Consider the following 14,051-nt stretch of genomic DNA (forward strand, 5'->3'; position numbering starts at 1 on the left):
TAACGGAGGAATCATGCCTGCCACGGCATCCATCGACATCAGCCGCGTCGACGGCCCGCGTGCCGGCGGCCGCGGGTGGGCGGCGCTCTTCGTGCTGATGCTGCCCGTGCTGCTCGTGTCGGTCGACAACACGGTGCTCAGCTTCGCGCTGCCCGAGATCTCCCTCGCCCTGGCGCCGAGCGGCGCCGAGCAGCTATGGATCATCGACGTCTATCCGCTGGTGCTCGCCGGGCTGCTGGTCACCATGGGGGCGCTGGGCGACCGGTTCGGGCGTCGCCGGATGCTGCTGATCGGTGCCACCGGGTTCGCCGCGGTGTCGGCGCTGGCCGCGTTCGCCCCCACCGCCGGACTGCTGATCGCCGCGCGGGCCCTACTCGGATTCTTCGGGGCCATGCTCATGCCGTCGACACTGTCGCTGCTGCGCTCGATCTTCCGCAACCGCGACCAGCGGCGCTTCGCGATCGCCGTCTGGGCCGCGGCGTTCTCGGCCGGCTCGGCGCTCGGCCCGATCGTGGGCGGGTTCCTGCTCGAGCACTTCGCCTGGGGCTCGGTGTTCCTGCTCGCCGTGCCCGTGCTCATCCCGCTGCTCATCGCCGCGCCGCTGCTCGTGCCGGAGAGCCGCGACCCGAACCCCGGTCGCATCGACCCGATCAGCATCCTGCTGTCGATGGCGGCCATGGTGCCCGTGGTCTTCGCGATCAAGAGCTTCGCGGTCGACGGGCCGACGGCGCCGGCTCTGATCGGCGCACTGTTCGGCGTCGCGATGGGGGTGCTGTTCGTGCGGCGTCAGCTGCGCGCGGACATCCCGATGCTCGACATGGCTCTGTTCCGCCGAGGCGCCTTCTCCGGCGCGATCCTGGTGAACCTGCTCAGCGTCGTCGCCCTGGTCGGCTTCCTGTACTTCGTCTCGCAGCACCTGCAGCTCGTGATCGGGCTCTCGCCGATGGTCGCCGGGTTCGCGCTGGTGCCGGGGATGCTCATGATGATCGTCTCCGGCCTGGCCGTCGTGCCGATCTCGCGCCGCGTCGCCCCGCATCGGCTGGTGCCGTCGGCCCTGGTGTTCTCGCTGATCGGATACCTGCTGGTGGCGTTCTCGTCGCGAGACCACGGCCTGCTGCCGCTCGTCGTGGCGTTCGTCGTGCTCGGCATCGGCATCGGCGCTGCCGAGACCATCTCGAACGAGCTGATCCTCTCCAGTGCGCCGCCGGAGAAGGCCGGCGCCGCGAGTGCCGTCTCGGAGACGGCCTACGAGCTCGGGGCGGTGCTGGGCACGGCCATCCTCGGCGGACTCATCACCGCCTTCTACCGCGGTGCACTGGTGCTGCCCGACGGCGTCCCCGATGCCGCAGGCGATGTCGCTCGCGAAACCCTCGCGGGGGCGTACGCCGCCGCGCACGACCTGCCCGCTGCGCTGGGCGCCAGCCTCTGGGAGGCGGCGGTGGCCGCGTTCGAGTCGGGGGTCATGGTCACGTCGCTGATCGGCGCCCTGCTGGTGGTCGTGGCCGGAACGATCGCGGCGGTCACACTGCGCCCGCGCGGCGCGCGTCGCTGACGGACGCCCCGCAGGCGGCCGAGGCGACGGGCGGCCGGGCGGAGACACACGCGGAACGCCTCCGCGCAGCGCCGCTACGCTGGTGGGGAAGCGCCTGCGGCACCGTCGGCCGGGGCGAGAGGAGTGTCATGTCGCGTGTCGTGAAGCTGGCCGTCATCCCGGGTGACGGGATCGGCCCCGAGGTCATCGCCCAGGCGGAGCGCGTGCTCGACGCCGTCACCGCGGGCGGCGACGTGAGCTTCGAGAAGACGTCGTTCTCGCTCGGCGCGGCCCGGTTCCTCGAGACCGGTGACACGCTCACGGATGCCGACCTCGACGCGATCCGCGCGCACGACGCCATCCTGCTCGGCGCCGTCGGCGGGCAGCCGGGCGACCCCCGGCTCAAGGACGCGAACATCGAGCGGGGACTGCTGCTCAGGCTGCGCTTCGAGCTCGACCACTACGTGAATCTGCGGCCGTCGAAGCTGTTCCCCGGCGCCACCGGCCCGCTGGCCGACCCGGGTGAGATCGACTTCGTCGTCGTGCGCGAGGGAACCGAGGGACCGTACGTCGGCAACGGCGGCAGCATCCGCAAGGGCACCCCGCACGAGATCGCCAACGAGACCAGCGTCAACACCGCTTTCGGCGTGGAGCGCGTCGTGCGCTACGCGTTCGCCCTGGCCGAGCGCCGTCGACGCACGCTCACCCTGGTGCACAAGACCAACGTGCTGGTGCACGCGGGCGGCATCTGGAAGCGGGTCGTCGACCAGGTGGCATCCGAGCACCCCGACGTGGCCGTAGACTACCTGCACGTCGATGCGGCCACGATCTTCCTCGTGACAGACCCCTCTCGCTTCGACGTGATCGTCACCGACAACCTCTTCGGGGACATCCTCACGGATCTGGCCGGCGCCGTCACCGGTGGCATCGGCCTCGCCGCGTCGGGCAACATCAACCCCGACGGTGCCTTCCCCTCGATGTTCGAGCCCGTGCACGGCTCGGCGCCGGACATCGCAGGGCAGCAGAAGGCGGATCCGACGGCGGCGATCCTCTCCGTCGCACTGCTGCTCGATCACCTCGGTCTGCACGACGAGGCCGTACGCGTGCAGCACGCGGTCGAGCAGGACATCGCCGCCCGCGAGGGCAGCCGCAGCACCAGCGAGACCGGCGACGCCGTGATCGCCCGGCTGCAGGCGTAATCTTTCCGTACGCGCGCATCGCCGCCGCACCCGATCGAGGACACACATGACCGACACCGCCACCACCCGTCCTGCCACCGCGGAGCTCACCTTCGCGGTGACCAAGAACCTCGCCGCGAAGAGCCCCGCCCAGCGCGACGAGATCCTCCAGAACCCCGGCTTCGGCACCAGCTTCACCGACCACATGGTCGACGTCTGCTGGTCGGAGAGAGGCGGATGGCACCGCCCGCGCGTGCAGCCGTACGGGCCGATCTCCCTCGACCCCGCGGCCGCGGTGCTGCACTACGGGCAGGAGATCTTCGAGGGCATCAAGGCCTACCGGCACGCCGACGGATCGATCCACACCTTCCGTCCCGACCGCAACGCGGCCCGGCTGCAGAACAGCGGCCGCCGGCTCGCGCTGCCCGAGCTGCCGACCGAGTACTTCCTGCAGTCGCTGCGTGAGCTGATCGCCGTCGACGGCGACTGGGTGCCGTCTGGCGCCGATCAGAGCCTGTACCTGAGGCCGTTCATGTTCGCCAAGGAGGCGTTCCTGGGTGTGCGTCCGGCCAAGAAGGTGGCGTACTACCTCATCGCGAGCCCCGCGGGCGCGTACTTCACCGGCGGCGTGAAGCCGGTGCGTATCTGGCTGAGCGAGAACTACGCGCGTGCCGGCAAGGGCGGCACCGGCGCGGCCAAGACCGGCGGCAACTACGCCTCGAGCCTGCTGCCGCAGTCGGAGGCGTACGAGAAGGGCTGCGACCAGGTCGTCTTCCTCGACGCCGACCGCAACGTCGAGGAGCTCGGCGGCATGAACGTCGTGTTCGTCTACAAGGACGGTCGCATCGTCACTCCGGAGTCCGACTCGATCCTCGAGGGCATCACGCGCGACTCCCTGCTGCAGCTGGCCGAGGACCGCGGCCTGACCGTCGAGCGTCGCGCCGTCTCGCTGCAGGAGTGGCGCGACGGCGTCGCCTCCGGCGACATCGTCGAGGTGTTCGCCTGCGGCACAGCCGCCGTGGTCACCCCGATCGGCGCACTCGTGTCGGAGGACTTCGAGGACGAGCAGCCCATCGGCGAGCTGGCCCTGTCGCTGCGTGAGGAGCTCACCGACATCCAGTACGGCCGACGCGAGGACAAGCACGGCTGGCTCGTGCGCCTCGACGCCTGAAGCCCGGTCGTCGTGTCCGGATTGCGGCGGGTGTGTGCACGACGCGCCCGCAGCAACCCGGACACGACCATGTCTGCGTCGGGAACATCGCGGATGCGGCGGGCCGGCACACGCTCGTTTCCGGACACGGAGAGGATGCTCGGCAAACGGGACCTCGGCAGTCGAACCCGCCGGATGCTGGCTAGGCTGGTCGGGTGAAGATCGCGCGATTCAACCACAAGGACGGCATCCGGTACGGAATCCTCGATGACGACGAGCTGGTCGTGCTCGACGGCGATCCGATGTTCGCCGGGTACGAGCCCACCGGCGAGCGCATCCCGGTCGCGGACGCCGCCCTGCTCGCGCCGGTGATCCCGCGTTCCAAGGTGGTCTGCGTCGGCCGCAACTACCACGACCACGCCGCCGAGTTCGGCAACGTCGCCCCCGAAGAGCCGCTGCTGTTCCTCAAGCCCAACACGGCGGTCATCGGCACCGGTGACGCGATCGTGCGGCCGCCGATCTCGGAGCGCACCGAGTTCGAGGGCGAGCTGGTCGCCGTGATCGGCCGGATCGCGAAGAACGTGCGCACTGAGGACGCTCTCGATCACGTGTTCGGCTACACGGTCGGCAACGATGTCACCGCCCGTGACCTGCAGCGCAAGGACGGGCAGTGGACCCGCGGAAAGGGGTTCGACACGTTCTGCCCGCTGGGCCCCGTGATCGAGACCGAGTTCGACGCCGCCACCGCGCGGATCGAGACGCGCGTGAACGGCGAGGTGCGTCAGCAGGCGCCGTTGACCGACATGATCCACTCCGTCGCCGACATCATCGCCTACGCCTCGGCGGCGTTCACCCTGCTCCCCGGCGATGTGATCATGACCGGCACTCCGGCGGGCGTCGGCGAGATCGTGGCCGGCGACACCGTCGAGGTCGAGGTCAGCGGAATCGGCGTGCTGCGCAACTCCGTGCGCGATGCCGCTCCGGCTGCGTGAGCGCGATGATCACGTCGCCGATCGACGATCTGCGCGCCGTACAGCGCCGTACCGTCGGCGTCCTCGCGGCCGGCCAGGTGCTCGGCGGAATCGCTTTCGGCGCGACCGTCTCGCTCGGCGCCCTGCTCGCCGCCGATCTCTCCGGTGACGATGCGCTGTCGGGGCTGGCGACCGCGTCGGTCACGCTGGGGGCCGCAGCCTTCGCCATTCCGCTGGCGCGGTTCGCAGCGCACCGTGGACGGCGCATGTCGCTGACCGCCGGCAACCTGCTCGCGCTGGTGGGGATCGGCGTCGTCATCACGGCGGCCGCAGTGCGCTTCTTCCCGCTGCTGCTGGTCGGCATCATCATGATCGGCATGGGCAACGCGGGCAACCTGCAGTCGCGTTTCGCCGCCACCGACCTCGCCGCCCCCGAGCATCGAGGACGCGATCTGTCGATCGTCGTCTGGTCGACCACCGTCGGCGGCGTGACCGGGCCGCTGCTGCTGCCGATCGGCGAAGAGGTCGGCGCTGTGATCGGTATGCCCCCGCTCACCGGCTCGTACCTGTTCTCGCTCGTCGCCCAGGCCATCGCGCTCGTGCTGTACGTCGTCGCGCTTCGACCCGATCCGCTGCTGACGGCCATGAGCCTGGCCGGGTCATCCTCGAAGAGCGCAGTGCTCGGAGCCGACATCGATCGTCCTGTGGTCGCCCGGTACGCGATCTTCGCCGTCTCCGGCTCGCATGCGGTGATGGCGTCGGTCATGGCGATGACGCCCATCCATCTCAAGCACATGGCGCACGGCGGTCACGGCACCACGCAGGAGGTGACGCTGCTGGTCGGCGTCACGATAGCCATGCATGTCGCCGGCATGTACGGTCTGTCGCCACTGTTCGGTGTGCTCGCCGACCGGTGGGGGCGTATCCGCGTGGTGCTGCTCGGGCAGGTCGTGCTGGCCGCGTCGCTCGCCACGGCGATCATCGCCGGTCACCACCCGGCCGGGGTCATGGTCGCCCTCATCCTGCTCGGTCTCGGATGGAGTGCGGCGACGGTCGCCGGGGCCGCGCTGCTGACCGAATCGTCGACCGTGGCGATGCGGCCGCGCCGCCAGGGTGTCAGCGACTCACTGATGAGCCTGACCGCCGGGCTGGGCGCTGCGGGCGCCGGCCTCGTGCTGTCCGCGTTCGGCTACGGGGGCCTCGGGGCGATCGCGCTGGTCATCGTCGTGGCGATCACCGCGCTCTCGCCGCTCGGGCGGATCACCCGGAGCGCATGAGCTGGGCCGGTGCGGGAGAGGCGTACGCACGGTCGTACGCGGGGCTGTGCGCGGGAACGGGCGAGCGGATGCGTCAGCTGCTCGGCCCGGCGGCCGGGCGGTCCTTGCTCGACGTCGGGGCGGGTGACGGCACACTCGCTGCCGCGTGGACGGACGCCGGATGGCGGGTCACCGCCTGCGAGCCGGAGGAGAGTATGCGCGAGGCGGCGTGCCGGCGGCATCCGCACCTGTCGCTCGTCGACGCCGCACTGCCCGAACTGCCGTTCGACGACGCGAGCCACGACGCCGTCGTGGCCAACCTCGTGCTGAACCACGTGGCAGACCCGCGCGCCGGTGCGGCGGAGCTGCGCCGCGTCGCCCGCGGGACGGTCATCGCGACCACGTGGTCGCACTCGCCCTCGTCGTTCTGGTCCGCCGTCACGGCGTCCGCCGCCCTCACGCCCGCGCCCGCGGCCCGGCTTCCCGCCGACCTGGATTTCGAGCGCACCGCACCGGGGTTCGAACGGATGCTGCGCGAAGCGGGATGGCAGCCCGAGGTGACCGAGCTCACCTGGACGTGGTCCCCCGAGACAGACACGCTGTGGCACTCGGTGGAGGGCGGCGTCGCCGGAGCCGGCGCGTTCTACCGCGGCCTCGCGGACGCCGATCGGCGCCGGTTCCGCGAAGCCTTCGACCGGGTCGCGACGGAGCGCGCACGCGACGGGCGGATACCTCTCACCCAGACGGCCGCGATCGCCGTGGACCGACGCTCCTCAGCATCCTGAGCCGCCGCATTCGCCCCCGGTAGGATCGAGGGGATATGGCTACTCCGCACCCCCTCACCACCACCGCGACCGGATCCGACGTCCGCGTGCGCTTCTGCCCCTCGCCGACCGGCCTGCCGCACGTCGGCATGGTGCGCACGGCGCTCTACAACTGGGCGTACGCGCGTCACAACGGCGGCAAGCTCGTGTTCCGCATCGAGGACACCGATGCGGCACGCGACAGCGAGGAGAGCTTCCGCCAGCTGGTCGACGCGCTGACGTGGCTGAAGATCGACTGGGACGAGGGCGTCGAGGTGGGCGGCCCGCAGGCGCCGTACCGGCAGTCGCAGCGGCACGACGTCTACCGCGAGGTGATCGACAAGCTCATCGCCACGGGAGCGCTGTACGAGAGCTACTCCACGGCGGAGGAGATCGACGCACGCAACGAGGCGAACGGCCGCGCCAAGCAGCTCGGCTACGACAACTTCGACCGCGACCTCACCGACGAGCAGAAGGCGGCGTTCCGCGCCGAGGGCCGCCAGCCGGCGCTGCGGCTGCGGGTGCCGGACGAGGACCTCACCTACGTGGACCTGATCCGCGGCGAGGTCACCTTCCCCGCCGGATCGTTCCCGGACTTCGTGGTCGTGCGTCCGAACGGCGTGCCGCTGTACACCTTCGTGAACCCCGTGGACGATGCGCTCATGGGCATCACCCACGTGCTGCGCGGCGAGGACCTCATGCCGTCCACGGCGCGTCAGCTGGCGCTCTACGACGCGCTGATCCAGGCCGGCGTGACGACGTTCGTGCCGCGCTTCGCGCACATGCCGCTGGTGCTGGGGGAGACGGGCAACAAGAAGCTTTCCAAGCGCGACCCGCAGGCCGATCTGTTCCTGCACCGAGAGCACGGCTTCATCCACGAGGGACTGCTCAACTATCTCGCCCTGCTCGGCTGGTCGATCGGCCCCGACCGTGACCTCTTCTCGCTCGAGGAGTTCATCGCCGCGTTCGACATCGTCAACGTCAACCCGAACCCCGCCCGCTTCGACCAGAAGAAGGCGGAGTCGATCAACGGCGACCACATCCGGATGCTCGACGGCAAGGACTTCGCCGAGCGTCTCGTGCCCTACCTCGCGGCCGCCGGAGTGTACGGCGAAGGCGAGCCGACGCATGAGCAGATCGTGCTCACGTTCCGCGCGGCGCCGCTGGTGCAGGAGCGCATGCAGCTGCTCGGCGAGGCACCGGGCATGCTCGGATTCCTCTTCACCGACCAGGTCGCCTATGAAGACGACGCGATGAAGGGGCTGCCGGCGAACGCCACCGAGGTGCTCGATGCCTGCATCGCCGCCGTCGAGCCGATCGAGGAGTTCACGGCTGAGGCCGTGCAGTCGGCGCTGAGCGCGAAGCTGGTGGAGGAGCTGGGCCTCAAGCCCCGCGTCGCGTACGGTCCGCCCCGCGTCGCGCTGACCGGCCGCCGTGTGTCGCCGCCGCTGTTCGAGTCGATGGAGCTGCTCGGCAAGGACGAGACGCTGCGTCGGCTGCGGGCGCTGGGCGAGCATCTGGATCGCTGAGAGCGCCACGCCCGGGCGCCCTGCGTGGATTCGCCATCTGTCGCACCGTCGGGTAAGCTTGAACCTCGGTGCGAGGCTCCGGTTTCGCCCTTGGGGTATGGTGTAATTGGCAACACGGCTGATTCTGGTTCAGTTGTTCTTGGTTCGAGTCCAGGTACCCCAGCACTCTTCAGATGCCGGTGGCCCGCAGTACGCGGAGCACCGGCATCCTGCTTCTGCGGCGCCTGATGCCGCGCGACCCGCGACCGGTCCGCCACCGGAACGCTCCACCGGGTAAGTTTCGGGGATGCATCTCGTGTTCCGCGCGCCCATGAGGAGCCGTTCCGACGACGTCCCGGCCGGTCTCGCGGTGGAGCGCGCCCTGACCCTCGGACTGTGCGGTCTCGGCGGCCGCCTCGACTCTCCTCCCTCCTCGCTCGCCGAGGCGGTCGCCGCCGGCGGCGCGCAGCACGACGAGCGACTCGCTGGGCGGATCGCACGCTTCGCCGCGGCGCCGCTCGGCGCCTACGTCTGGACGAAGGACGCCGACGGGATGCTCTGGCTGGGCCGGCTCGTCGGACACTGGCAGTACGACGCCGGTCCGCGGGCGCACGACGTCGACCTCGTGCACGTGCGCCAGTGTGCGTGGCTCCGGGACCCGGTGCCGGACGCTGACGCTCCCGCCGCGGTGCACGCCACGTTCCGACGCGGCGGACGCAACTGGCAGCGGATCCACGCCATCGAGATCGGCGAGGAGACCGCGGTTCTTTGGAATCGTCCTCGGTGATGATCGCGCCCTCGGTGAGGCGCGTTCGTGACGCGGGTCGTGCGCCCGCGTCTCAGCGTTCGCGATCCAGGGTGCGAAGCTCGACGTCGACGGCCGCGCCGTCGATCGTCGCGAGCATCATCGTGCAGTGCGGCTGCCGGCGGCGGTCGGTGGGGGAGCCGGGGTTGAGCAGGCGCATCCCGCGGGCCGAGACCGTATCCCACGGGATGTGCGAGTGCCCGAACACGAGCAGGTCGACCCCGGGGAACGCGGCGTCGGCGCGATGCTCCCGGCCGTTCGCCGGCCCCGTCTCATGGATGACGGCGATCTCGACGTCTTCGACGCGGAATCGAGCGACCTCGGGCAGCCGTGCGCGAAGCCCGGGGCCGTCGTTGTTGCCGTGCACTCCGTGCAACCGCCGAGCGCGGTTCTCGAGCAGGTCGAGAGTCGCGGTGTCGACCCAGTCGCCGGCATGCACGACGACATCCACGTCGTCGACGGCCTCGAGAACCGCATCCGGAAGACGCCGTGCGCGCAGTGGCACATGGGTGTCGGCGAGCAGGAGCAGCGTCGTCGTCATCGCCGCCTCCCCGGTCGATCCGTCGTGAAGCCGATCAGGGCCACAACCGGGCATCCGATCCGGTCGTGCGCTCTGCCACCGGCCGGCCGCCCGTGCCCGTCAAGACAGGCGCGGGCTCCGCGCGGTCCTGGAACCCGATCGTCGCGACGACGCCGAGCAGCAGCAGCAGCTCGAACGCGTTCGTGACGGCGCCGCTCGGCACGGGGAGGGGCACGGCGGTGCCGGCGACCATCACGACGGCGGCGATCGCCAGCCACGGCCACTTCTGGCGCACCCAGATCAGGATCCCCGCCAGCAGCAGCACCGCGACGACGATCAGCGCCATGATCGGCGGACCCTCCGGCGCGTTCGCATCCGCGTAGCTGATCGCACCGAACGCGGTTTCCGCGATGAGCTCCATCCGGGCGGTGCTCGTCGTGAGCTGCCACACGATCAGCCCGGCACTCAGCGTCGCCGCCGTGGCGGCCGCCCATCCGCGCTTCGCCCAGCCGATCCCGGCGCGGGTCATCGCATCCCATCCGACGAGCACGAGCAGCGGTGTGACGAACGCGTGCATCCAGAAGCGGAGGCCGTTCGCGAATCGCAGCGTCTCACCCTCACCGATGATCACGCCGAGCGCGAGGACCGCGTTGTCGTAGACGAGCGCGGCGACGAGGAGCACGGTCAGATCCGAGACGACGACGTGCCCGCGCGACACCATGAGCGCGATCGCCCAGAAGAACAGCACCGCGTACGTCAGCGCGAAGATGAAGTACAGGATGCTGTCCATGCCTTCACCCCTGCACCGAGGCCCAGACGATCATCACGCAGATGACCATGGCGATCAGGGCCACGACTGCCATGCTGAGCATGCTCGCCGCGAGCCACCGCAGCTGACGCGTGCCCGGCGTCATCGTGAAACGCACGATGAACATGGCCGTCAGCAGGCAGGCCAGCAGCACGGTCGCGATGAGCGCGACGGATGCCGCGGCTCCGCCGGTGATGACGATGCCTATCAAGGGCACGAGGCAGACCGCCGTGAAGACGGTCGCCGTGATCAGCCAGATCGCTCCGGATGAGGTCCGCAGCGCGGGCTGATTCATCACTCTCGTCGGATCGGTTCGGGAGCCCGGCGCCGACGGGTCAGGCGCATTCCTTCTCATGTCACGCCTCCTATAACGCATCCAGGATCGAAGGAGACACCCACATTCTCAACGGGCTGGATTCGAACGCTCCGACGCGCTATGGGCGCACGGTCCTGCCGGGTAGCACGCCGTACCGGATCGGGCCAGCCCCTTCTGGCGATGGGGCCGGCGAGAGATCCTCACCGACGACGATCGCCCCGACCGGGCCAGGAGAGGAGAACCGATGACAGTGCGACTGAACAAGGACGCCCTCGCCCACGCGCGTCAGTTGCTGCGCGACGGAGACGTCGTGCGCGACGTGCGGGACGACTGGAGCGAGCACGCACCGAGCACCGACGACGAGAACGCGTTCATCGACGAGCACGGCATGGACGAGTTCGCCCGCTGGCACCTCGGTGAGGACACGGATGAGACCGAAGGCACCAAGGGACGGTGCAAGTTCCCCTACGGCGACTTTCGCAAGCTGCACCGCTGCGCCGTGATCTCGGGCGAGAGTCGCGCCGGGCAGTACGACCACGCGACGATCGAGAAGGCGCTCCGGGATCTCCTCGACGAGATGGATGCGGAGCGCTGACCGTCATGCGGGTGTGGACCGGGCGAGCCGGGCGCGCAGCTGCCGGTGGATGTCCTCATCGCGCGCGACGATCCTGATCTCGTCCGCGGCGCGTCCGGTCTGTGCGAGCACGGAGACGGCGGCATCGATCGCGTCCGCCAGCGGCCACCCGTACACGCCCGCGCTGATCAGCGGGAAGGCCAGCGAGCGGGCGCCGAGCTCGTCTGCGACGTCGAGCGCGCGCCGATAGCACGACAGCAGCAGAGCGCGATCCCGCTCGCCGGCGGCGTGATTCGGGCCGACCGTGTGGATCACCCACCGCGCCGGCAGGTTCCCCGCGGTGGTCCACCCCGCGTCGCCAGTGGCGAGCCCGTGCGGGAAGCGCGCGATGCAGTCGGCGAGGATCGCCGGACCGCCGGCGCGGTGGAGGGCACCGTCGACGCCGCCCCCACCGCGCATGGCGTTGTTGGCCGCGTTGACGATCGCGTCGACATCCTGGCTCGTGATGTCTCCGAGCACCGCGGTCAGATTCGTCATGCATCCAGTGTGCTCGCGATTCCCTTCGGCGTCATCCGGCACAGCCGGCGCTGAGACGGCTGCTCCGGTCGTCGCCGGGTCGATACGCTGACAGGAGCAGTTCGACGCGTCGCAGAGGAGCGTTCGCATGACCAATCTGGAGAAGAATCCACCGCTCAGCGTCCTCGAGCCGGGCGGGTTGTGCACTGACGTCGAGGTGCTCGCGCCGCGCGCGGTGCCTCTGGGGGGCGTGCGGGCGATGACCGTCTACCGCACGCTGCCGCAGAAGCAGCGCTCGTTGGTGGGGGCCTGGTGCTTCCTGGATCATTACGGACCCGACGACGTCGCCGAGACCGGCGGAATGGAGGTTCCCCGCCATCCGCACACCGGCCTCGCGACCGTGTCCTGGCTGTTCACGGGCCGCATCGACCACCTCGACTCGAACGGCGTCTCCGCGGCCGTCCTGCCCGGCGAACTGAACCTTATGATCGCCGGCAGCGGCATCACCCACCAGGAGATCAGCACGCCCGAGACGGACGTGCTGCATGGCGTGCAGCTCTGGTACGCCCTGCCGGATGCGACGCGCTTCACCGAGAAGCACTTCGAGCACTACGCGCCGGCTCCCGTGCAGCTGCCGGGGGTCACGGTCCGCGTGTTCATCGGCGAGCTCGCCGGATCGGCGTCTCCGGTGGTCACCCGCACCCCGGATCTTCTCGGCGCGGAACTCGTCTTCCAGCCCGGCGCGGAGGCGACCTTCGCCGTCCGCAGCGATTTCGAGCACGCGGTGCTCGCCGAGACCGGTGACGTGGAGGTGAACGGCACGACGGTCGAGCACCGGTCGCTCGGCTACGTTCCCACCGGGGCCGACACGATGCGGGTGACAGCCGGCCCCGAGGGAGCCAGGGCGATCCTGCTCGGCGGCGTGCCGCTGCGCGAGCAGATCGTGATGTGGTGGAACTTCATCGGTCGCACCCACGACGAGATCGCCGAGTATCGTCGCCGCTATCAGGCGGAACTCGGTTTCGAGCCCGCTGACCCCGCGGATGCCGGCAAGCCGCCGCTGTTCGGTCCGTTCGCGGCCGGTCAGCGCGATCCGCTGCCGGCGCCGCCGCTGCCGACGGTGCGGCTGCGACCCCGGGAGTAGCCGCGTGGACGGCGGGACACTCGGGTGGCCTCGGACGTCTCAGCCGACGCGTGCGCGCACGGCGGCGCCGTGCTCGGGGCGGCGCTGCGCGACGTGCGCGGAGTACTCCGGATGCTTCGGCAGCCACGCCGCCACATAGGGACACACGGCGGCGATGCGCAGGCCCGACGAGATCGTGTCCTCGACCACGGCGCGGACGAGCACGGAGGCGAGGCCCTGGCCGGCGAAGTCGTCGGACACGAAGGTGTGAAAGAGCACCCGCTCCGTACCGACGTCGACGTACGATTCCTCTCCGATCTCCCTCGCCTCCGCATCGCCTGCCCCTCGGTCGAGCAGCACGTACCGCGACTGACCCGGCTCGTGCTGCACCGTGTAGCGCTCGGCGCCTCCCGTCACAGCGTCTTCCCGTCCACGCCGCGTGGCCGCACCGGATGTTCGCTGAGGATGGAGACGCGGTTGAACGCGTTGATGGTCACCGCCACCCACTCGGCGGCGGCGAACGCCGCGTCGCCCAGCACGCCGCGCGCGCCTTCGAGGTCTGCGCGGGACTCCTCGCTGAGAGGCATGAGCGTGGCGGTCTCGGCGACGGCCAGCACGGCCTTCTCGCGCTCGGTGTACAGCGTGCTCTCCCGCCAGGCGGGGAGCACGTCGAGCTTCTGCTGCGGGATGCCGGACGCGCGTGCTTCGCGCGAGTGCAGGTCGAGGCAGAAGACGCAGCCGTTCAGCTGCGAAGCGCGCACCTTGATGAACTCGGATTCCTGCAGGCTCAGACCGCAGCGTTCCGCCTCCTGCGCGACGACGGCCGAATACGCGGTGATGGCCTTCCAGACGCCGGGTGCGGACTTGTCCAGATACGGACGCATGGTTCTCCTCACGCTCGTGCGGGGCGCAACGTGCGCTCTCACGACAAACCTAGAGCGAGATCCGCGCATTCCGGGCAGCCGCGAGCAGCGCGATATCGGGACGGTGTC

The 14,051-nt window shown here is 70.2% G+C and carries 16 protein-coding genes and 1 tRNA gene; 11 read left to right on the forward strand and 6 right to left on the reverse strand.

The genetic code is table 11. The annotated features are described in order from the left end of the window. The first annotated feature begins 13 nt into the window (after window positions 1–13). The 9 genes from ACFWH5_RS08350 to ACFWH5_RS08390 all read left to right on the forward strand — a co-directional run bounded on the left by ACFWH5_RS08350 (window position 14) and on the right by ACFWH5_RS08390 (window position 9,184). Complete coding sequence (locus ACFWH5_RS08350; RefSeq protein WP_378833910.1) at window positions 14–1,552, forward strand: MFS transporter; 1,539 nt, start codon at window positions 14–16, stop codon at window positions 1,550–1,552. 128 nt (window positions 1,553–1,680) lie between these two features. Next, complete coding sequence (locus ACFWH5_RS08355; protein WP_378833913.1) at window positions 1,681–2,730, forward strand: 3-isopropylmalate dehydrogenase; 1,050 nt, start codon at window positions 1,681–1,683, stop codon at window positions 2,728–2,730. Window positions 2,731–2,776: 46 nt separating this feature from the next. Continuing rightward, complete coding sequence (locus ACFWH5_RS08360) at window positions 2,777–3,880, forward strand: branched-chain amino acid aminotransferase (RefSeq protein WP_378833915.1); 1,104 nt, start codon at window positions 2,777–2,779, stop codon at window positions 3,878–3,880. A gap of 194 nt (window positions 3,881–4,074) precedes the next feature. Beyond that, entirely contained in the window at window positions 4,075–4,851 is a 777-nt protein-coding gene (locus ACFWH5_RS08365) for a fumarylacetoacetate hydrolase family protein (RefSeq protein ID WP_378833917.1), read from the forward strand. Between the two features lie 5 nt (window positions 4,852–4,856). After that, complete coding sequence (locus ACFWH5_RS08370; protein WP_378834789.1) at window positions 4,857–6,107, forward strand: MFS transporter; 1,251 nt, start codon at window positions 4,857–4,859, stop codon at window positions 6,105–6,107. After that, window positions 6,104–6,871, forward strand: coding sequence for a class I SAM-dependent methyltransferase (locus ACFWH5_RS08375; protein ID WP_378833920.1), 768 nt, complete (start codon window positions 6,104–6,106; stop codon window positions 6,869–6,871). Before ACFWH5_RS08370 ends, ACFWH5_RS08375 begins: the two co-directional genes overlap by 4 nt. A gap of 35 nt (window positions 6,872–6,906) precedes the next feature. Continuing rightward, a complete protein-coding gene (gene gltX / locus ACFWH5_RS08380) occupies window positions 6,907–8,418 on the forward strand; it encodes a glutamate--tRNA ligase (protein ID WP_378833922.1) in 1,512 nt (503 codons plus the stop codon). Window positions 8,419–8,509: 91 nt separating this feature from the next. After that, window positions 8,510–8,581, forward strand: a tRNA-Gln gene (locus ACFWH5_RS08385). Window positions 8,582–8,728: 147 nt separating this feature from the next. Further along, on the forward strand, window positions 8,729–9,184 hold the full coding sequence (locus ACFWH5_RS08390) for a GAF domain-containing protein (protein ID WP_378833924.1): 456 nt from the start codon (window positions 8,729–8,731) through the stop codon (window positions 9,182–9,184). Window positions 9,185–9,236: 52 nt separating this feature from the next. On the opposite strand, the gene ACFWH5_RS08395 is transcribed toward ACFWH5_RS08390, so the two are convergent. The 3 genes from ACFWH5_RS08395 to ACFWH5_RS08405 are packed head-to-tail and all read right to left on the reverse strand — an operon-like array spanning window position 9,237 to window position 10,825. Further along, on the reverse strand, window positions 9,237–9,743 hold the full coding sequence (locus ACFWH5_RS08395; RefSeq protein WP_378833926.1) for a metallophosphoesterase family protein: 507 nt from the start codon (window positions 9,741–9,743) through the stop codon (window positions 9,237–9,239). Between the two features lie 34 nt (window positions 9,744–9,777). Next, window positions 9,778–10,512, reverse strand: a complete 735-nt coding sequence (locus tag ACFWH5_RS08400; RefSeq protein ID WP_378833928.1) for a hypothetical protein — start codon at window positions 10,510–10,512, stop codon at window positions 9,778–9,780. A 4-nt stretch (window positions 10,513–10,516) separates the two neighbouring features. Further along, window positions 10,517–10,825, reverse strand: coding sequence for a hypothetical protein (locus ACFWH5_RS08405; RefSeq protein ID WP_378833929.1), 309 nt, complete (start codon window positions 10,823–10,825; stop codon window positions 10,517–10,519). A 265-nt stretch (window positions 10,826–11,090) separates the two neighbouring features. On the opposite strand from ACFWH5_RS08405, the gene ACFWH5_RS08410 reads away from it, so the two are divergent. Next, window positions 11,091–11,441, forward strand: coding sequence for a hypothetical protein (locus ACFWH5_RS08410; protein ID WP_378833931.1), 351 nt, complete (start codon window positions 11,091–11,093; stop codon window positions 11,439–11,441). 3 nt (window positions 11,442–11,444) lie between these two features. On the opposite strand, the gene ACFWH5_RS08415 is transcribed toward ACFWH5_RS08410, so the two are convergent. Next, window positions 11,445–11,957, reverse strand: coding sequence for an O-acetyl-ADP-ribose deacetylase (locus ACFWH5_RS08415; protein ID WP_378833933.1), 513 nt, complete (start codon window positions 11,955–11,957; stop codon window positions 11,445–11,447). 127 nt (window positions 11,958–12,084) lie between these two features. Between ACFWH5_RS08415 and ACFWH5_RS08420 the strand changes: the two genes are divergently transcribed. Next, window positions 12,085–13,080, forward strand: coding sequence for a pirin family protein (locus ACFWH5_RS08420; RefSeq protein ID WP_378833936.1), 996 nt, complete (start codon window positions 12,085–12,087; stop codon window positions 13,078–13,080). A gap of 39 nt (window positions 13,081–13,119) precedes the next feature. Here ACFWH5_RS08420 and ACFWH5_RS08425 read toward each other — a convergent pair whose 3' ends face one another. Then, window positions 13,120–13,476 (reverse strand): GNAT family N-acetyltransferase, encoded by a 357-nt coding sequence (locus tag ACFWH5_RS08425; protein ID WP_378833937.1) that lies wholly within the window; start codon window positions 13,474–13,476, stop codon window positions 13,120–13,122. Then, on the reverse strand, window positions 13,473–13,943 hold the full coding sequence (locus ACFWH5_RS08430; protein WP_378833939.1) for a carboxymuconolactone decarboxylase family protein: 471 nt from the start codon (window positions 13,941–13,943) through the stop codon (window positions 13,473–13,475). The genes ACFWH5_RS08425 and ACFWH5_RS08430 overlap by 4 nt, the downstream gene beginning before the upstream one ends. Between the last annotated feature and the right edge of the window lie 108 nt (window positions 13,944–14,051).

Source organism: Microbacterium sp. NPDC058345 (assembly GCF_042723855.1).
Taxonomy (GTDB): Bacteria; Actinomycetota; Actinomycetes; order Actinomycetales; family Microbacteriaceae; genus Microbacterium.